19 protein-coding genes are annotated in these 18122 nt (G+C 71.8%); 8 read left to right on the forward strand and 11 right to left on the reverse strand.

Annotation, left to right across the window (positions count from 1 at the left end; translation table 11 throughout):
* The first annotated feature begins 5 nt into the window (after positions 1–5).
* From VIS07_06235 to VIS07_06250, 4 genes are all read left to right on the forward strand, one after another.
* A complete protein-coding gene (locus VIS07_06235; GenBank protein ID HEY8515089.1) occupies positions 6–1229 on the forward strand; it encodes a DUF1343 domain-containing protein in 1224 nt (407 codons plus the stop codon).
* A gap of 85 nt (positions 1230–1314) precedes the next feature.
* The gene (locus VIS07_06240; GenBank protein ID HEY8515090.1) at positions 1315–2487 is read left to right on the forward strand and encodes a M23 family metallopeptidase; all 1173 of its coding nucleotides are present in this window, start codon (positions 1315–1317) and stop codon (positions 2485–2487) included.
* Between the two features lie 142 nt (positions 2488–2629).
* On the forward strand, positions 2630–3556 hold the full coding sequence (locus VIS07_06245; GenBank protein ID HEY8515091.1) for a ferritin-like domain-containing protein: 927 nt from the start codon (positions 2630–2632) through the stop codon (positions 3554–3556).
* Between the two features lie 13 nt (positions 3557–3569).
* Complete coding sequence (locus VIS07_06250; protein ID HEY8515092.1) at positions 3570–3938, forward strand: hypothetical protein; 369 nt, start codon at positions 3570–3572, stop codon at positions 3936–3938.
* A 39-nt stretch (positions 3939–3977) separates the two neighbouring features.
* Here VIS07_06250 and VIS07_06255 read toward each other — a convergent pair whose 3' ends face one another.
* Genes VIS07_06255 through VIS07_06265 form a run of 3 tightly spaced genes read right to left on the reverse strand, consistent with a single transcriptional unit; the run spans position 3978 to position 6817 of the window.
* Positions 3978–4478: a cyclic nucleotide-binding domain-containing protein gene (locus tag VIS07_06255; protein HEY8515093.1), complete on the reverse strand. Its 501-nt coding sequence runs from the start codon at positions 4476–4478 to the stop codon at positions 3978–3980.
* Between the two features lie 34 nt (positions 4479–4512).
* Entirely contained in the window at positions 4513–5919 is a 1407-nt protein-coding gene (locus VIS07_06260; GenBank protein ID HEY8515094.1) for a DUF6056 family protein, read from the reverse strand.
* 28 nt (positions 5920–5947) lie between these two features.
* Positions 5948–6817 carry a phytanoyl-CoA dioxygenase family protein gene (locus tag VIS07_06265; GenBank protein ID HEY8515095.1) on the reverse strand — a complete coding sequence of 290 codons (870 nt, stop codon included), beginning with the start codon at positions 6815–6817 and terminating at the stop codon, positions 5948–5950.
* A gap of 30 nt (positions 6818–6847) precedes the next feature.
* Between VIS07_06265 and VIS07_06270 the strand changes: the two genes are divergently transcribed.
* Positions 6848–7543: a GNAT family N-acetyltransferase gene (locus VIS07_06270; protein ID HEY8515096.1), complete on the forward strand. Its 696-nt coding sequence runs from the start codon at positions 6848–6850 to the stop codon at positions 7541–7543.
* A gap of 97 nt (positions 7544–7640) precedes the next feature.
* A complete protein-coding gene (locus VIS07_06275) occupies positions 7641–8654 on the forward strand; it encodes a linear amide C-N hydrolase (GenBank protein HEY8515097.1) in 1014 nt (337 codons plus the stop codon).
* Positions 8655–8702: 48 nt separating this feature from the next.
* Here the strand turns inward: VIS07_06275 and VIS07_06280 are convergent, their stop codons facing one another.
* Positions 8703–9560 (reverse strand): enoyl-CoA hydratase/isomerase family protein, encoded by an 858-nt coding sequence (locus tag VIS07_06280; protein HEY8515098.1) that lies wholly within the window; start codon positions 9558–9560, stop codon positions 8703–8705.
* Between the two features lie 149 nt (positions 9561–9709).
* On the opposite strand from VIS07_06280, the gene VIS07_06285 reads away from it, so the two are divergent.
* Both VIS07_06285 and VIS07_06290 read left to right on the forward strand, forming a co-directional pair.
* Positions 9710–10819: a diiron oxygenase gene (locus VIS07_06285; protein HEY8515099.1), complete on the forward strand. Its 1110-nt coding sequence runs from the start codon at positions 9710–9712 to the stop codon at positions 10817–10819.
* A 1-nt stretch (position 10820) separates the two neighbouring features.
* Positions 10821–11618, forward strand: coding sequence for a MerR family transcriptional regulator (locus VIS07_06290; protein HEY8515100.1), 798 nt, complete (start codon positions 10821–10823; stop codon positions 11616–11618).
* A 137-nt stretch (positions 11619–11755) separates the two neighbouring features.
* Here the strand turns inward: VIS07_06290 and VIS07_06295 are convergent, their stop codons facing one another.
* The 7 genes from VIS07_06295 to VIS07_06325 form a co-directional block, all read right to left on the reverse strand.
* Positions 11756–12247, reverse strand: coding sequence for a hypothetical protein (locus VIS07_06295; GenBank protein ID HEY8515101.1), 492 nt, complete (start codon positions 12245–12247; stop codon positions 11756–11758).
* Between the two features lie 479 nt (positions 12248–12726).
* Positions 12727–13701: a deoxyhypusine synthase family protein gene (locus VIS07_06300; GenBank protein HEY8515102.1), complete on the reverse strand. Its 975-nt coding sequence runs from the start codon at positions 13699–13701 to the stop codon at positions 12727–12729.
* Between the two features lie 49 nt (positions 13702–13750).
* Entirely contained in the window at positions 13751–14233 is a 483-nt protein-coding gene (locus tag VIS07_06305) for an SRPBCC family protein (GenBank protein HEY8515103.1), read from the reverse strand.
* Between the two features lie 16 nt (positions 14234–14249).
* Positions 14250–15944 (reverse strand): D-aminoacylase, encoded by a 1695-nt coding sequence (locus VIS07_06310; GenBank protein ID HEY8515104.1) that lies wholly within the window; start codon positions 15942–15944, stop codon positions 14250–14252.
* Positions 15945–15968: 24 nt separating this feature from the next.
* Positions 15969–16502: a hypothetical protein gene (locus tag VIS07_06315; GenBank protein HEY8515105.1), complete on the reverse strand. Its 534-nt coding sequence runs from the start codon at positions 16500–16502 to the stop codon at positions 15969–15971.
* The gene (locus VIS07_06320) at positions 16499–17215 is read right to left on the reverse strand and encodes a hypothetical protein (protein HEY8515106.1); all 717 of its coding nucleotides are present in this window, start codon (positions 17213–17215) and stop codon (positions 16499–16501) included. The genes VIS07_06315 and VIS07_06320 overlap by 4 nt, the downstream gene beginning before the upstream one ends.
* Positions 17212–17820, reverse strand: a complete 609-nt coding sequence (locus tag VIS07_06325) for an RNA polymerase sigma factor (GenBank protein ID HEY8515107.1) — start codon at positions 17818–17820, stop codon at positions 17212–17214. The genes VIS07_06320 and VIS07_06325 overlap by 4 nt, the downstream gene beginning before the upstream one ends.
* Positions 17821–18122: the final 302 nt, after the last annotated feature.

An 18122-nucleotide genomic window follows, 5' to 3' on the forward strand; every position in this document is an offset into this window, starting at 1 on the left:
ACGCGATGGGTGTGAAGCTCGGCATCGATCGGCTGCTCGAGGACCGCGCGCTGCGCGCGAAGCTCAGCGGGCGGCGCGTCGCGCTGCTCGGCCACCCGGCGTCGGTGACCTCGACGCTGACGCACTCGCTCGACGCGCTCGTCGCCTGCGGCGACCTCGACGTGGTGGCGGCCTTCGGACCGCAGCACGGCATGCGCGGCGAGAAGCAGGACAACATGATCGAGTCCGAGGACTACGTCGATCCGGTGCACGGCATCCCGGTGTGGAGCCTCTACGGCGAGACGCGCCGTCCGACCGACGCGATGCTCGACCAGATCGACGTCCTGCTGGTCGACCTGCAGGACCTCGGCTGCCGCATCTACACGTTCGCGACCACGCTGCGCTACGTCCTCGAGGACGCCGGACGCCGCGGCAAGGCGGTGTGGGTGCTGGACCGCCCGAACCCGGTGGGCCGGCCGGTCGAGGGGCTGCGCCTGCGTCCGGGCTGGGAGAGCTTCGTCGGCGCGGGGCCGATGCCGATGCGCCACGGCCTCACGCTGGGCGAGCTCGCGCGCTGGTTCGTGCGCGCGGCGAACATCGACGTCGAGCTCGAGGTCGTCGCCGTGCACGGCTGGGACCCGCACGCGGCGCCCGGCTTCGGCTGGCCGATCGGGCAGCTCTCGTGGGTCAACCCGAGCCCGAACGCGCCGAACCTGTCGATGGCGCGCTGCTACGCCGGTACGGTGATGATCGAGGGCACCGAGCTCTCCGAAGGACGCGGCACGACGCGGCCGCTCGAGATCGTCGGCGCGCCCGAGATCGACGCGCGCGCACTGCTCGCCGAGATGCACCGGCTCGCGCCGGAGTGGCTGCGTGGCTGCCGGCTGCGTCCGTGCTGGTTCGAGCCGACGTTCCACAAGCACGCGCGCAAGCTCTGCGCCGGTGTGCAGATCCACGTCGACGACCCGGGCTACAAGCACGACGTCTTCCGCCCGTACCGGATCGTCGCGCTGCTCCTGAAGGCGTACCGCGCGCTGCATCCCGACGCGCCGCTGTGGCGCGACTTCGAGTACGAGTACGAGCGCGAGCGCCGCGCGATCGACGTCATCAACGGGAGCCCGCTGCTGCGCACCTGGGTCGACGACCCGGCGGCGCGTCCGGGCGATCTCGACCATCTGCTCGCGCCGGACGAGGAGAGCTGGCGCGAGGAGCGAAGACCGCTGCTGCTCTACGCGCCCTACCGCGCCTGAGCCGCGCGCGTCGAGAGGAGAGCCCATGTCCCGCAGCTCGCGACCCCATCCGAACGCTCCTTCGGTCCTCCGAGCTGCGCTCGCCGTGGCGCTCGTCGTCGTCGGGGGCGGCATGAGCGCGCGCGCCGCCGCGCACGCGACGCAGGACGAGCCGCGCGCGGAGGACCAGCTCACGCCGGTCCTGGCGCGCGTCCTCGCGACGCCCGCCGTGGTCGTGCAGAGCGACGGCGTGTGGCGTCTGCCCTGGGAGCTCGTGCTGACCAACGTGACCGACGTCCCGATCACCATCGAGTCGGTCGAGGTGCTCGATCCGACGCGCGGCGACGCGGTGGTGACGAAGCTCGACGGCGAGAACCTCGCGTCGCGCATCGGGCCGCCGGTGCGCTCGACCACGCTCGGCCCGGGACAGGACACGGTGATGTACCTCGAGGCGAGCTTTCCGCGCCGCGAGGACGTGCCGAAGAAGCTCGCGCACCGCATCGTCGCGACCACCAAGCAGCCGAAGCCGCCGCTCGGCGAGCGCACCGTCGAGCGCGTCGCGCCGACCGACGTGATCACCGACGCGCCGCTCGTCGTCGGACCGCCGCTGCGCGGCGCCCGCTGGGTCGCGGCCGCGAGCTGCTGCGACTCGTACCACCGCCGCGCGGTGCTGCCGATCAACGGCGAGCGCCGGCTCGCGCAGCGCTACGCCATCGACTGGATGCAGCTCACCGAGGACGATCGCCTGGCGAGCGGCGATCCGAAGCGCAACGAGAGCTACCCGCAGTTCGGCGCCGAGGCGATCGCGGTCGCCGACGCGACCGTCGCGCACGTCCAGGACGGGATGCCGGAGGGGACGCCGGGCGCCTTCCCGGAAGGCGTCACCGCGACCACCGCGGACGGCAACGCGGTCGTGCTCGACCTCGGCGGCGGCCGCTACGCGCTGTACGCGCACTTCCAGCCCGGCAGCATCCGGGTGCGCGAGGGCGAGCGCGTGAAGCGCGGGCAGGTGCTCGGGCTCGTCGGCAACTCCGGCAACAGCGACGCGCCGCACCTCCACTTCCACGTCATGGACGGTCCGTCGCCGCTCGGCTCGAACGGCGTGCCCTACGTCATCGACGCCTTCGAGGTCACCGGCCGCGCGGTGTCGCAGAGCAGCCTCGACGAGGAGCTCGAGAAGGCGGACCAGCAGGTGCAGGTCGTGCCGGTCGAGGGCGAAGCGCAGCGTCGCAACGAGCTGCCGGTGGATCTCGCCGTGGTGACCTTCCCGGAGAGCTGAGCGGCGCCCCCCGCGGCCGGACGGCGCGTTCCCGCCGTTCGGAACGCGGCCGGTCCTCGCGTTCCCGGCGCCGGGAAGCGGACGCGCCCGCGCGCCCGCGGTCTCGTCGTGTCGTGGCCGTCCGAGCGGTCGATTGGGGCGGATGCCGATCTGGCACATCGCCTGCGTGGCGCCGCTCGCGACGGAGGTTCACGCGATGGCCGACTTTCTTTCCGCGTACTCGATCCAGGGCTGGCTCGAATCGGCGCCGCAAGGGTACCTCATGGGCACCGAGTACGGGCACGCGCCGGGCGAGAAGGAGCCGGAGCTGCTGCTCGACAACGAGGTGCTGCGCGAGGAGTCGATCAAGGCGACGGTGCAGCTCATCGTCGGCGAGCGCTGCGCGCTGTCGGCGTCTTCGGGGCTGATCAACGCGGCGCCCGACGAGGGGAGCCGCCGCTTCCTCGCCACGCAGACGCTCGACGAGGCGCGGCACGTCGAGGTGTTCACGCAGCGCCTGTACGACCTCGGCGTCCCGAAGAGCGAGCTCGAGGACACGATCCGCCACTACGCCAACCCGAACCTCGTCAAGTTCGCCGAGGTGCTGCTCGAGAAGGTCGACCGCAAGGACTTCGTCGCCGGCGTCGTCGGCCAGAACGTCGTGCTCGAGGGGATGGCGTTCAGCGTGTTCGAGATGATGTACGCGATGAACGCGAGCATCAATCCAAAGTTCGCGCACACGCTGTCCGGCACGATCGCCGACGAGCGCCGGCACGTCGGCTTCGGGGAGAACCGCATCGGCTCGCTGGTCCGCCAGTACCCCGAGAAGAAGTCCGAGATCGAGCAGATGCAGAAGGACATGTCCTACTTCATGCTCGCGACCTTCGCCGACGCGTTCCGCGGCAGCCGCACGGTCGACGAGCTGCAGAAGCTCGGCGTCGACCGCCCGCGCGGCACCTACCAGGGGGCGGATCTCGGCGGGATGAGCCCCGAGCAGATGGAGCAGCTGCTCGCGGACACCGTGCTGCGCGACTTCAAGGCGCGGCTCACCCGCATCGGGCTCGAGTACCAGACGCCCGCGCGGCCGTGAGGAGGGGGGTGCGATGCCGACGGTCGGGGACGTCGCCCTGGTGTACACGCCGAATCTGCTCGCCGGTGACGCGCTCGAGGATCCGCTCGAAGCCGAAGCCCTGCCGAGCGGTCCGGAGGAGAAGCGCGAGCGACGTCGCTTCGTCCTCGAGGACACCGGCTTCGACGAGGTGCCGCGTCGCTTCCGGCGCTTCTACCGCAAGTGGCGCGGCGCCGGGGACATGCTCGCGCCGAACGAGGTGCTGTGCCCGGTGTGCAAGGTCGTGATCCGCTCGACGCGCGAGCTGCGCCCCGGCGACCGCGTCTACTGCATGCCCTGCATGTCGCGCCTGATCGTCGTGCGGGGTGCGTCGGGCATGCTCGAGGCGCGGGTCGCGTACTGAGCCGACGCCCCGGCGACGTCGCACGTCGCGACGCGATCGTTACTTGACGCTGCTGCCGAAGTGCCGCGCGAGCAGCGTCGGCTCGTCGTCCGCGGCGACGAGCTCGAGCAGGGCGTCGGTGAGGTGCGAGAGCCTTCGCGCGACCTCGCGGCCGAGGTTCATCTGGAGGAGCGTGAACTGCTCGGGCAGGCGCCGGTAGAGCTCGAGCAGCACGCGGCTCGGCAGCTTGCGCGCCCGACAGTCGTCGAGCGCGCGGACGCTCGCGGTGCGCGGGCAGATGCCGATCAGCGCCACCTCGCCGAAGCACGAGCCCGGCTCGAGCAGCGCCAGCACCGTGCTCTTGCCGTTGCGCGACTTCGTCACCTCGACCCGTCCCTCGTCGAGAACGTAGACGCTGTCGCCGAGGTCGCCTTCGGAAAAGAACGAGCCGCCCGCGGGGACGTGCACCGTCTCGAGGCGCTCGTCGAGAAAGCGCAGCGCCTCGCTCGACAGCCCGCCGAAGATCGACACGCTCGCGAGGGCGTCGGTGCCGGTCGGCATGACGCGCGAGCATAGGGCGATCCCGAGGCGCAAACTAGGCGGTTCGCGGCGGGGTCGCGGCGGTGCGCCGCAGGATCGGGCGCAGCAGGCGGAGGTAGTTCTTCAGGCAGCGGTTCGCATACGCGCGCGGGTTCTCCGGATCGAGCTCGGCCGAGCGCAGGGGGCCGCTCGACGGCAGCGGGTCGACGAAGATCGTCGAGCGGTCGCGGGGACGTCGCGCGGCGAGGATGGTGGCGATGCGCGCGTCGTAGGCCGCGGCGTAGCGCCGCGCGACCTGGATCTCGGGCAGCATGCGCACGGTCTGGCGGTAGCCGACGAACGACGCGGCGAGCACCACGGCGGCGACCACCGCCGGCGCGCTGCCCGGCACCGCGCGCAGCACGCCACCGAGCGCGACGCCGAGCGTCGCCATGCCGCCGATCAGGAAGAAGGCGAGGACGAACCGTCCGCGCTCGGGCGGCGGCGTGCCGAGCGCGTAGTAGCCGGGGAAGCTCGCCGCGACGGCGACGCCGAACGCGGCGACGAGCAGCAGCGCGACGACGCCGAGCACGCGGCGCGGCGGCAGCGCCGTCGCGCGCTCGGGCGCGAAGACGAGCGCCGCGAGCGTCCACGTGGCGAGGGTCGCGAGGAGCGCGGACGGCGTCGCCTCGGCGACGCCGCGCAGGACCTGCGGCCCGCCCGTGAGCGCGTCCCGCAGCGCGACGTGCAAGGGCGCGCGCGGTAGCTGATCGAGGCGCGCGGCGCTCCCCGGTGACGCCGCCGAGACCGCGAAGCTCGCGAGCGCGACCGCGAGCACGACCGCGCCTCGCGCGAGACGCGGATCGTCGCGCCGCACGACGAAGCCGAGCGCGAGCCCGAGCCCACCCAGGAAGAGCGCCGAGAGCGCGACCGACTCGTGGCCCGCGGTGGAGATCGCCGCGAGCAGCGCCGCGGGAACGGCGAGGCGCGGGTGCGCGTCCGCGCGCAGCACGCAGGCGAGCGCGAGCAGCGCGCAGCACAGCGGCACCAGGTTCTCGATCGCGCAGAAGACGAAGAACCACGAGTCGCCGCGGTGCGGGGTCGCGTAGAAGAGCAGGGCGACCGTCACCAGCGCGAGGAGCGGCAGCACCGCCGCGCGCACCGCGTCGCGCCAGACGACGCGCGCGACGACCCACGTCGAGAGCACCGCGTAGGCGAGGGCGGCGAGCGAGAACGGGTACGACGAGCGCGCGTCGGACAGCGTCGACATCACCGCGGCGACGATCAGGTTCGACGCCCAGCGCCCGGACCACGTCGTGTAGAGCTGCCACTCCGTGCCGAGCACGCCCCACTTGCGCGTGCTCGCGAACAGGCAGAGGTCGTCCGGGACGAAGCGCGCGCTCTGCGCGAGCGCGACGTAGAGGACGAGAAACAACGCCGCGAACAGCGCGAGCGTCGCGAGCGCGACGGTGCGCCCCCGCACCGCGTTCACCGTCGGCCGGACGCGAGGATCAACGCCGCGCCCGGCGGCGCTGCTCGGCGTCGCGGTACGCCGTCTCCGCCATGCGCTCGCCGAACACGACCTCACCGGGGCTCTTGCCGTCGACGTGGCCCATGATGCCGCGGTAGAGGCGGTAGCCGAGCAGCTCGAGCAATCGATCCGGGAAGGTCGCGGCGATCTCGCGCGGGATGCCGAGGTAGGGGTTCTGCTGCTGGCGGACGAAGCCCGGGCAGTACTGCACGTTGACGCCGCAGCGCCACTCCGACTCCGTGCGGTTCGCGCCGCCGCCGTGCCACAGGCTGCCGTGGAAGACCATCACGCTGCCCGCCGGCATCTCGATCGCCCGCACCTCGACGTCTCCCGGGACGCCGTCCGGGCCGGGCACGTCGGGCCAGCGGTGCGAGCCCGGCACGTAGCGCGTGCCGCCGTTGGCCTCGGTGAAGTCGGTCAGCGCCCACATGCAGGTGACCATCATCGGCGCGTGCGGACGCTTCAGGTGGCGCGACATGACGAGGTCGTCGCCGTGCAGCGGCTGTGGATCCTCGCCGGGGCCGATGTCGATCGCCGTCATGCCCGAGAGCAGGCAGCCGCGGTCGAGCAGGCGCTCGACGAGCGGCAGGACGTTGCGGTGCAGCGGCATCGCCTGGAACACCGGGTCCTTGGCGAGCAGGTTGTAGATGCGACGGGTCGCGTGGCCCTCGGCCGCGGTGCCGCGCGGCTTGACGTCGAGCTCGCGCTCGAGGCGACGGATGGTGTCGCGCAGGGCCACGACGAGCTCGGGCTCGATCGCGCCCTCGAGCACCGTGTAGCCGTCCTCCTCGATGCGGGCGAGGTGGTGGGCGAGCGTCGGCTCGTCGAGCTGCCAGGTCTGGGTCGTCATGTCTCGGCTCGATCGGCAACATAGGCCCTCGTGCACCCGCTCGACAACCCCGCGTGGCACGCGCTCGCAGGCCCCCACCGCGCGCTCGGCGAGACGCTGCCCGGCGCCGCGCGCTACCAACCCGACGTCACGCCGTTCGCGGCGCTGCCCGACGCGCCGACGGAGGACGACTGGCGCGCGCTCGCGACGCTCGTCGGACCGAGGGGGCTCGTCGTCCTGTTCCGCCCCGCCGAGGTCCAGGCACCCGACGGCTGGCGGGAGACGTTCCGCGCTCCGACGGTGCAGATGGTCGGCGGCGGCGCGCGGAGCGCGCCGAGCGCGCGCGCGGTGCGGCTCGGCGACGCCGACGTCGACGACATGCTGGCGCTCGTCGCCGCGACCAAGCCCGGACCGTTTCTCCGCCGCACGATCGAGCTCGGCACCTACCTCGGCATCCGCGGGGGCGGCGCGCTGCTCGCGATGGCGGGCGAGCGCATGCGGCCGCCCGGCTACACCGAGATCAGCGCGGTCTGCACGGCCGACGCCGCGCGCGGCCGCGGGCTCGCGACGGAGCTCGTCTGTGCGCTCGTCGAGCAGATCCAGGCCCGCGGCGAGACGCCCTTCCTGCACGCCGCCGCCGACAACCACGACGCGATCCGGCTCTACGCGGCGCTCGGCTTCACGCTGCGCGCGAGCTTCGACGTGGTCGCCCTCCGGCCGCCGCGCGAGGCGCCGGCGGTGTCTTGACGCGGGGTCGTCTGCCCGGTCCGCTGCGCCTCGAAGACGCCGCGTAGCCCCACCGCGACGACTGAAGCCGCGGCGCTCGGCCGCCGATACTCCCGGGATGAAGCTTCATCACGCTCTCGTCGGCGCCGCCGTGCTGGCCGCCGCGCTCGCCCCGCAGCGGGCCGTCGCCTGCTCGCGGATCTTCTGGAACGACAACGATCAGGCGAAGGTGGTCGCGCGCACCGTCGACCTGTTCCGCTCGGACGAGGCGCGCATCGTCGTCTACCCGCGCGGGATCGAGCGCACGGGGGCGGAGAACGAGCCCAACGCGCTGCGCTGGAAGTCGAAGTACGGCAGCGTCGCCGTCACCGCGTTCGGCGCCGCGACCAGCGACGGCATGAACGAGAAGGGTCTGTCGGCGAACCTCCTGTATCTCGACCAGACGCAGTACCCGCCGCGCGGCGACGGGCCGGTGCTGTCGAACTACCTCCTCGCGCAGTACATGCTCGACAACTTCGCGACCGTGAACGAGGCGCTCGAGGCGATGTCGGGCTTCCAGATCGTGGCGCCGATCCTCGCCGACCGGGAGTGGCCGCTGCACCTGTCGATCGCCGACGCGAGCGGCGACTCGGCGATCATCGAGTTCATCGGCGACAAGAGGGTCGTCCACCACGGCAAGCAGTACCAGGTGATGACCAACGAGCCGGCCTACGACATCCAGCTCGCGAACCTGAAGAACTACAAGCTCTTCGGCGGCGAGCGCTCGATGCCGGGCGACATCGATCCGCTGAGCCGCTTCGTGCGCGCGGCGTCGTACCTGAAGACGCTGCCGGCGCCGAAGGACGTGGCCGGCGCCGTCGCCGGCGTGTACAGCGTCGCGCGCACGGTCGCGGTGCCGTTCGGGGCCGAGGACACCTCGAGCTCGGTGACCACCGACACCTGGCCGACGCTGTGGTTCGGCATCGCCGACCTCACGCACCGCGTCTACTACTTCCAGTCGACGACGAGCCCGAACCTGTTCTGGGTCGACCTCGCGAGCGTGCCGCTCGACGAGGGCTCGCCGGTGCGCGACGTCGACGCGTACGACACGTCGCTGACCGGCGGCATCGCGAATCGCTTGACGCCGATCTGAGGGGCGCCTTGGTCTGAAGGACGGCGGGGGAGGCGCCGCGGCGCCTCCCTAGTCCGTCACCGCCTTCGCGGTCTTGGCGAGCAGCTCCTCGATCGCGCGCTTGTGCGCTGCGGTCGTGAACGTCGTCGGCTCGGCGAACTCCTCGGCGAGGAGCGTCTGCTCGAAGCTCATGTCGGCGGCGTTCCGCATGAGCGGCTTGGTCATCGTGACGGCGTGCTCGGGGAGGCGCGCGATGCGGTCGCACCACGCGAGCGCCGCCTCGAGGAGCCGCTCGTGCGGCACGACCTCGTTGACCAGGCCGAGCTCGAGCGCCTTCCCGGCGTCGATCACCCCGCCGCGGACGAAGAGCTCGAACGCCTTCTGGTAGCCGACGCGGCGCGTGAGCGCCCAGTTGGTGCCGACCTCGGGAACGAGGCCGATGCGGCCGAAGGCGAGCACGAGCTGCGCGCGCTCCGACGCGATCACCAGATCGCTGTTCAGCGTCCACGCGAGCGCGACGCCCGCCACCGGTCCGTTCACCGCGACCACCACCGGCTTGTCGGAGTGCGCGATGAGCCGCGCGACGCCGCCGAACTGGTAGCGGATCCACTTCCAGATGCCGACGTTGCCCTCGGCGCGCTCGATCGCGCTGTGCCCGCGGTCGCGCATGAGCTTCCAGTCGCCGCCGACCGAGAGCATCGGGTCCGTGCCGGTGAGCACGACCGAGCGGATCTCCGGATCGGCGAGCGTCTCGGCGAGCGCCCGGCGCAGCTGCACCGTCAGCACGCCGGAGAGCGCGTTGTGGTTCTCGGGGTCGTCGAGGCGGACGACCGCGCAGTGCGGCCGCGGGCGCTCGACGGCGACCAGCCGGCGCGGATCGCTCTCGAGGTCGCGGATGAACTCCTCGTAGGGCACGTCGGTCTTCATGCGACGGTCGTAGATTTCGCGCCCGGCGGCGACAACGTCGCGGGCGGCGCGACGGCTTGCCCGGAGGGGTTGACTCCCGGACGAAATGCGGAGTACGACTACGCACTACGTAGCAGCAGGGCGCCATCGGGCGGCGCCGGGAGGACGCGATGCTGACGCAGGAACGTTACGCCTACCCCGTCGGGGACCTGGAGTGGACCGTCAAGCAAGACTTCGAGGCGCGGTTCAACTGGGAGTACCAGGACGGCCGCGAGAAGCTGCTGAACCTCTACGAGAAGGGCAAGCGCCTGCAGTGGGACGCCAACGAGCGCATCGACTGGTCGCAGGATCTCGACCCGGAGAACCCCGAGCAGCTACCTGACGAGACCATCCCGATCTTCGGCTCCGGGCCGTGGAACCGGATGACCCCGGCCGAGAAGGCGAACCTGCGCCGGCACTTCCAGGCGTGGCAGCTCTCGCAGTTCATGCAGGGCGAGCAGGGCGCGCTGATCTGCGCGGCGAAGATCGTGCAGCAGGTGCCCGACCTCGACTCGAAGTTCTACGCCGCGACGCAGGTGATCGACGAGGCGCGCCACGTCGAGGCGTACTCGCGTCTGCTGCACAGCAAGTTCGAGCTGGTCTACCCGATCAACAAGCACCTGCAGAAGCTGATCGGCGACACGCTCACCGAGTCGCGCTGGGACTTCGTCTACCTCGGCATGCAGGTGCTGATCGAGGGCGTCGCGCTCGCCGCCTTCGGCTTCATCCGCGACAACGCGAAGAACCGCCTCGCGGCGTCGGTGAACGCCTACGTCATGCAGGACGAGGCGCGGCACGTCGCCTTCGGCCGGCTCGCGCTGCGCGACTACTACCCGCAGCTGACCGAGAAGGAGCGCGACGAGCGCGAGGAGTTCGCCGTCGAGGGCTGCTACCTCCTGCGCGACCGCTTCCTCGGCGAGGAGGTGTGGGAGACGCTCGGACTGCCGGTCGACGAGTGCGCCCAGCACGTCGACCAGTCGGAGTTCATGAAGCTCTTCCGCACGAACCTGTTCACGCGTATCGTGCCGACGATGAAGGACATCGGCCTGTGGGGGCCGCGCATCCGCAAGGCGTACGAGAAGATGGGCGTGCTCGGGTTCGCCGACGTCGATCTCGATGCGCTGACCGCGAACGACCAGGCCGTCGGCGAGCGCTTCGACCGCGAGCGCCGCGAGCGCGAGATCGCCGCGGTGGCCGAGCTGGGCGCGTCAGCTGGCGAGGCCGAGCAGCGTCTACAGTGACGTGAGCCAACGCAGGAGCGCGGGACGAGCGCCGCAGCGCCGGCTGAAGATGAAGGATCTCGAGCGTGCGACCGGTGTCGGACGCGAGACGATCCGCTTCTACATCCGCGAGGGGCTGTTGCCCGAGCCCGAGCGTCCCGGGCGCAACGTCGCCTGGTACGACGCGGCGTTCGTCGAGCGCATCCTGCTGATCAAGCGCCTGCAGGCGGAGCGCTACCTGCCCTTGTCGGTGATCAAGGGCATCGTGGGCGCCGCGCGCGAGCTGTCGGAGGTCGAGGCGCGCGCGCTGAACGCGCTCGACGGCACGATCCAGCCGGCCGTCGAGCGCGACCGCCCGCACCCGCCGGAGACGCTGCCCAAGCTCGCGCGGCGCATCGGCCTGCCGGTGTCCGAGCTGCGCGAGATGGCGAAGCTCGGCGCGGTCGAGATCGTCGTGCGCGGCGGCAAGCAGTGCCTCGAGGGCAGCTCGGTCGCGATCGCCGAGACCTGGGCGCGGCTGCGCAGGGAAGGGGGCTACAGCAACGAGTTCGGCTTCTCCGCGCAGGACCTCGAGATCTACGTCGAGATGGTGCAGTGGCTGACGCGCGAGGAGATCCGCCGCTTCGGGAGCCGCATCGCCGCGCGCGTCGATCCCGAGACCGCGCGCCGCATGGCGCGTGACGGCATCGACCGGATGAACGAGCTGATCGGGCTCCTGCGCGAGGCGAGCCTCCTGCGCGCGCTCGCCGAGGGCAACGTCGAACCGCGCGCGAGCCGCACCGGCCAGCGCGCCAGCCGAGCCGGCCAGCTCCCCTCCTGACGGCTGCGACCAGCCGGCGAGCACCAGGGGCGAGGCGCCCTTCCCCGACGCTCCTCCCGACGGCCAGCGGCCCATCGAAATCTCGATGGCGTCGGGCGTCGGGAGGAGCCGCCGAAGCAGCAGCTAGAGCGCGCTCGTCACGGCCGGAAGAACGACTCCGGCAGGTCGACGTCGGCGATGAAGGTCCACTGGTCCTCGCTGCACGGGGGCTCGAAGCACGGCCCGGCGCCGTAGCAGCTGTACCGCAGGATGTCGTTGTCGTCGTTGTCGTCATCGTCGTCCCGGCCGATCAGGTCGTCGATGAAGTCGATGAAGTCGTCGAAGAAGTCGCCGTCGTCATCGTCGTCGTGCTGCTCGCACCAGACGAACGAGGGCTGGCCGCCGTCGAGCGGGAAGACGTTGCCGGTGACCGTGCCGTCGTCGTTGCGCGTGATCGCCCAGCGCTCGTTGTTGACGTCCTTGCTGACCAGGACCTCGTCGGCGTCGGGCGTGACCTGCACGCCCGAGCCCTGAGCGGACGCGCTTTGCGGCGCGGCAAGCAGCACGCCGAGGGCGAGCGCCGGCAGCGCGGCGAGAAGCGACGCGCGCCGTGGATGCGCGCAGCCGACCAGAGAGCTTTCGTTGAACATCGTCGTAGCCTCCTTGCGGGCCATGTCGTGGGTTGGTGCCGCCGGCGGACCTCGTCGCGCGCGCCTTCGCGTCACGCGCGGGCGCTCGTGTCGCCGAGCGGCGCCGGTGATCGGCCGCGCGCGGGGCGCGGCCGTGGCAGCTTTCGCAAGGGGCTCATGCAGGATCCTTTCCAGGCGGAGTGTCACGCTGCGCGGGCATTCGACGGCGCCGCGGCGCGCGAACCCTGTGGAAAGTTCAGGGCGTGTGTAAGCGACGGCGTGCGGATGGGACGCGCGTCCTCAATCTGCGGGGCAGGGCAGGGTCAGGCCTGCGCGCGAGCCCGAGGGCCGAGCTCACCCCGTGACGGCTCGCGTCAGAAGACCCTGGAGGTCGAGATCGTCTCGCGCTCCGCGCCGCACCGCAGACCTTCCAGCCGTGCAGCGCGGGGCGAATTCTTGTCAGGACGAAGCGCGCGTCGCGCGCCGTCCGGTACGGCGGACTACCAGCCGAGGACGTACCCGAAGATCAGCGGCGCTACGATCGACGCATCCGACTCGATCATGAAGCGCGGCGTGTCGATGCTGAGCTTGCCCCAGGTGATCTTCTCGTTCGGCACCGCGCCGCTGTAGCTGCCGTAGCTCGTGGTCGAGTCGCCGATCTGGCAGAAGTACGCCCACAGCGGCGTCTCTCTGCGACGCAGGTCCTCGCGCAGCAGCGGCACGACGCAGATCGGGAAGTCCCCCGCGATGCCGCCGCCGATCTGGAAGAAGCCGATGCCGCGCGGCGTGCGGCTGCTCTCCTCGGTGTACCAGCGCACGAGCTCCATCATCGCCTCGATGCCGGTCTTGACGGTGTGCACCGAGCGGATGTTGCCCTCGATGCAGTGCGCCGCGTAGACGTTGCCGAGCGTCGAGTCCTCCCAGCCGGGGACGAAGATCGGCAGGTCGCGCTCCGCCGCCGCGAGCAGCCACGAGTCCTTGGGATCGATCTGGTAGGACGACTCGAGCTTGCCGGAGCGCAGGATGCGGTAGAGGAACTCGTGCGGGAAGTGGCGCTCGCCCGCCGCGTCCGCCGCCTTCCACTCCTCGATCACCAGCGCCTCGATCCGCCGGATCGCTTCCTCCTCGGGAATGCAGGTGTCGGTGACGCGCGGCATGCGCCGCTCGTAGAGCTCCTGCTCCTGCGCGGCGCTGAGCTCGCGCCAGTTCGGGATCTGCTCGTAGAGGTTGTGCGCGACCAGGTTGAAGACGTCTTCCTCGAGGTTCGCGCCGGTGCAGCAGATGGCGTGGACCTTCTCCTGGCGGATCATCTCCGCGAGCGAGCGGCCGAGCTCCGCGGTGCTCATCGCCCCCGCCATCGTCAAGAACATTCGACCACCATGGTCGAGGTGCTCGACGTAGGCGCGCGCCGCGTCGCGCACGGTCGCGGCGTTGAAGTGTCGGTAGTGTCCCTCGATCAGCTCGCGAATCGTCATCGATACCCCTCGTGTCGGCAGCGAGACCGCTGCCAAGCCGCAAGGTGACCTATCGTTTCACCGCCGCCCCGACCTCGGCTGGAAGCCGGTCGAGCGCGCGCTGCATCCACAGCCGGAAGATCTGCAGCGTCGCGAACGCCAGCGGCCAGACGAGCGGCGTCGTGAGATCGAACGTATAGGTCCAGTTGACGTGCGTGCCGCGCTCCGTGGGAGCGAAGCGCCACTCGCCCTCGGCGCCGCGCACCAGGAGGTGGAGCGGCGCCACCGGACGCGAGATCCAGCGATAGGCGTGCCGGCGCGGCGGATCCAGCGCGAGGACCTCCTCCAGGACCTCGCTGCCGTCGCTCATCGTCACCCGACGGCGCGCGCCGGGCTCGTTCGGGCGGCCGTCGAGCACCTCGATGCGCGCGATCGCGGGGATCGGCCCGAGCGCGTGGACGAAGCGCGGAAAGCTCTCCGGCGCGACCGCGAAAGCAAACACCTCGTCGGCCGGGCGCTCGACCTCGACGCCCGCGGCGACCTCGATCCGCACCGGTGACCCGCGCGGCTCAGGACGCGCGGACGAGCTTCCCGGGCAGAGCGCCGGTGTGCTCGCCGTCCTCGAACGTCACCTCGCCGTTCACCACCGTCGCACGGTAGCCGTCGACCCGCTGCACGAGACGGCGGCCGTTCGCCGGCAGGTCGAAGACCATCTCCGGCGCGTGCAGGTGGAGCGCATCGAAGTCGATGACGTTCAGGTCCGCCTTCTTGCCGACCTCGAGCGTGCCGCGGTCGTGCAGGCCGTACACCGCGGCGGTGTTCGCGGTCTGCAGCCGCACCGCCTGCTCGAGCGGGATGCGCTCGCCGCGCTTGCGGTCACGCACCCAGTGCGTGAGCAGGAAGGTCGGCATGCTCGCGTCGCAGATCAGCCCGCAGTGCGCGCCGCCGTCCGACAGCCCCTGCACCGTGTTCGGGTGCAGCATCATCTCGCGCAGCGCATCGAAGTTGCAGTCGACGTAGTTCGCGAGCGGCGCGAACACGAACTGCTTGCCGTCGCGCTCGAGGAGCATGTCGTAGACGACCTCCTCGGGACGCTTGCCGTCGCGCGCCGCGATCGCCGCGACGCTGGTCTCCGGCGCGGGCTCGTAGTCGGGCGGGTCGTTGAGCGGGAACATCTGCGCCCAGTTGGTGGCGATCATCCGCACGACGGGATTCTCGTGCTGCAGCTCCTCGGAGAGGATGCGGGCGCGCACGTTCGGGTCGCGCATGCGCGCGACGCGCTCCGCGAGCGGCAGCTCCGCGAGCTCGCGCGCGTAGGTCGGGTGGAAGAGGAACGGATGGAACGAGCTCTGCAGCCCGAACAGCATGCCGGTCGGCCGGCACGGCACCTGCGGGACGATCTTCAGACCCTGCGCGGCGAGCCGCTCGACGGTCCTCAGCGTCTCGCGCCAGGTGTTCGGCTGGATCGCGGTCTGCGCGAGCGCGAACGTCAGCACGCGGCCGGTCGTCGCGCAGAGCTCCTTCATCCACGAGAGGTCCGGCTCCTGACCCTGCAGGTCGGCGACCATCTCGAAGACGCCGTGCCCGACCTCGCCGAGCGCGCGGCCGATGCGGAGCAGCTCCTCGGGCGTCGAGTTCGTGCCCGGCACGAGGCCGTGCTTCGAGCGGTGCAGGAAGGTGCGCGACGTCGAGAAGCCGATCGCGCCCGCGGCGAGCGCCTCGCGCGTCAAGCGCGCCATCTCGGCGATCTCGTCCGCGGTGGGATCGTCGTGCGCGCGCTCGCCGAGCACGTAGGCGCGCAGCGCGCAGTGCGGCACCTGGGCGGCGACGTCGAGCGTGCGCGGCATCGCCTCGAGCGCGTCGAGGTACTCCGGGAAGGTCTCCCAGCGCCAGTCGATGCCCTCGTGCAGCGCGGTGCCGGGGATGTCCTCGACGCCCTCCATGAGCTCGATGAGGAACGCTTCCTCGCCGGGACGCCGCGGCGCGAAGCCGACGCCGCAGTTGCCCATGACGAGCGTCGTCACGCCGTGCCAGCTCGACGGCGCGAGCACCGGGTCCCAGGTCACCTGGCCGTCGTAGTGCGTGTGCACGTCGACCCAACCCGGGGTGACCAAGAGGTCCTTGGCGTCGATCTCGCGTCGGCCGCGTTCGCTGACCTTCCCGATCGCGACGATCCTGCCGCCGTCGACGGCGATGTCCGCCTGCTTGCGGGGCGCGCCCGTCCCGTCGACCACCGTGCCGCTACGAATCACCAGGTCGTGCATGACGTCCTCCCTGCTCGGGAGTGACTATCTGCCGGATCCCGGCCTGTCGAGCGGACGCGGACCGCGGCCGTCGCCGCGACGATCGGGACGCAGCTCGGCGAGCTTCTGCTGCTGCTCGGTCGTGAGCGCGTTCTTGATCTCGAGCAGCAGGCGCAGGTGCTCCTGCTTGATCTTGCCCTCGAGCGCGATCACCTCGGACGCCGCGGCGAGCGCCTGATCGACGTCCACCTTGTCGCGGTCGACGAGCTTCTCGACCGCCTGCGCCTTGGCCTCGACGTCCCACTGCAGCGGCACGAGACGCTCCTGCGCCCGCTTGATCGCCGCGGTGATCGACTCCTTTTGCTCCTGCGTGAGCCCGAGCTCGGTCTGGTAGCGCATCACCAGCTCGGGGCGGAACAGGTGCTCGAGGAACATCGGCCGGCGAAAGCCGGTGCCCATGCCCGGCGGGGTCCGCGGCGGCTCGGCGAGCGCCGTCGGCGCGCCGGCGCACGCGACCGCCGCCGCCAGGACGAGGGCGAGCGTGGTCGCACGAGAGATCGCGTGCAGCGTCTTGATCACGAGAAGATCCTCACTTCGTTGCGCCGGGAGACCGGATCGAGCGTCAGCGCGTCGAGCTCGAGGCAGCCGAGCTCGTCGTCGTCGCACGTCGTCCACGGCTCGGCGGCATACACCTCGTCGAGCACCACGTCGTCGAGCAGGGCGTCGCTCGGGGTCTCGTAGACGCCGAGGTCCGCGAGCTGGATCTCGACCACCTCGGCGGTCGGCGCCGCCGCGCGCTCGCCGAAGGGCAGGTTGCGCGGTCCGACGAGCCACAGCGCCAGCGCCGCCGCTGCGGCGAGCGGCAGCGCGGTCGCGACCAGCGGCAGCCGGCCGCGGCTCGCGCGCAGGCGCGCGGCGCGTGCCGACTCGAGCGGGACGACGCGCGGCTCGGCGAGCGGTCGCGCGGCTGCAGCCGCGGCTTCGCGAGCAGGTGCTCCAGCGCCGCTCGCATCCGGCGCCGCGACGCCCGCACGTGCCGCGGCTCCGCTCGCGCGCGCCGCGGCGACGATCCGCTCTTCGAGATCCGGCGACGGCGTCGCCGCCGGCAGCGCGTCGAGCAGCGCGTCGAGACGCCGCGCCTCGTCGTGCAGACGGCGCGCGTCGGCGCTCGCGGCGATCAGCGCCAGCGCGGCGTCGCGCTCGGCCTCGGGCCAGCGCTGCGGGTCGCCGCCGTAGGCGTCGAGCAGCGTCGCGAGCCGCTCGAGGTCGATCGGGTGCACCGTCGTGCTCACGGCTCCTCCAAGAGCTCGCGCGCGACCGCGCGCAGCTCCTCGCGCAGCTTGCGTCGCCCGCGTGCGAGCAGCGACTCGAGGGCTTCGACGCTCACGCCCAGCACCTCCGCGGCCTCGATGTTGCGCATGCCCTGGTAGTGGCAGAGGACGAGCGCGTGGCGCTGCGTCTCGGGGAGACGGTCGAGCGCGGCGCGCACCAGCTCCGCGGTCTCGCGACGTCCGAGCTCGCCCGCGGGGCCTGGCGCCGGGTCGACGGCGTCGGGCGGATCGCCGAGCTCCTCGCGCTTGCGCGCGCGGCGGTCGAGGCAGAGGTTGAGCGCCACGCGGTGCAGCCAGGTGCCGACCCGCGCCTCGTTGCGGCGCCACTGCGGCGCGAACTTCCACAGCCGCAGGAAGGCTTCCTGGGCGACGTCCTCGGCCTCGTCGGCGTCGCCGAGCGTGCGGCTCGCGAGCGCGACGATGCGGGCGAGGTAGCGGCGCGTGAGCGCACGCAGGGCGTCGGTGTCGCCGGCTGCGAGCGCGGCCATGAGGGCATCGTCCGAGGCGTCGCCGAGCGCTCCCTCGGCGCGCGCGGTTCGCTGCTCGCCTGGCGGCGACGACGCCAAGGCTCAGCAGTGGCCGGCGCGGTCGCGGACCGCGGCAAGAAGGATGTCCGTCGTCGTGCGATGCTCATCGTCGCCCGCTTCGCTGCGCATGGGCTTCCTCGGCGGCCGCGCGACGTCGGCGTCGCGGTGCCGCTTCCGACGTTCCTGATACGGCCCGGGGGCGGCTTTTCCGTCGCCGCGTCGCGCGCGTCCGCGTCGCGGAGGATCGGTTGCCGCAGGTCCGCCTCCTCTTTCTAATGGATCTCGACCCGTCCGGGCACCTCGCCGCGTGGCTCCTGGCAAGGTGCCGACGCGCGGGGCTG

Source organism: Candidatus Binatia bacterium, assembly GCA_036563615.1.
Lineage (GTDB): Bacteria > Desulfobacterota > Binatia > UBA12015 > UBA12015 > DATCMB01.

Bases quoted from the DNA above. Each gene is read 5' to 3' on its own strand.
- VIS07_06295 (HEY8515101.1), bottom strand. From the start codon at position 12,247: ATGTTCAACGAAAGCTCTCTGGTCGGCTGCGCGCATCCACGGCGCGCG.
- VIS07_06255 (HEY8515093.1), bottom strand. From the start codon at position 4,478: ATGCCGACCGGCACCGACGCCCTCGCGAGCGTGTCGATCTTCGGCGGG.
- VIS07_06250 (HEY8515092.1), top strand. From the start codon at position 3,570: ATGCCGACGGTCGGGGACGTCGCCCTGGTGTACACGCCGAATCTGCTC.
- VIS07_06275 (HEY8515097.1), top strand. From the start codon at position 7,641: ATGAAGCTTCATCACGCTCTCGTCGGCGCCGCCGTGCTGGCCGCCGCG.
- VIS07_06285 (HEY8515099.1), top strand. From the start codon at position 9,710: ATGCTGACGCAGGAACGTTACGCCTACCCCGTCGGGGACCTGGAGTGG.
- VIS07_06280 (HEY8515098.1), bottom strand. From the start codon at position 9,560: ATGAAGACCGACGTGCCCTACGAGGAGTTCATCCGCGACCTCGAGAGC.
- VIS07_06265 (HEY8515095.1), bottom strand. From the start codon at position 6,817: ATGACGACCCAGACCTGGCAGCTCGACGAGCCGACGCTCGCCCACCAC.
- VIS07_06310 (HEY8515104.1), bottom strand. From the start codon at position 15,944: ATGCACGACCTGGTGATTCGTAGCGGCACGGTGGTCGACGGGACGGGC.
- VIS07_06235 (HEY8515089.1), top strand. From the start codon at position 6: ATGGGTGTGAAGCTCGGCATCGATCGGCTGCTCGAGGACCGCGCGCTG.
- VIS07_06245 (HEY8515091.1), top strand. From the start codon at position 2,630: ATGCCGATCTGGCACATCGCCTGCGTGGCGCCGCTCGCGACGGAGGTT.
- VIS07_06300 (HEY8515102.1), bottom strand. From the start codon at position 13,701: ATGACGATTCGCGAGCTGATCGAGGGACACTACCGACACTTCAACGCC.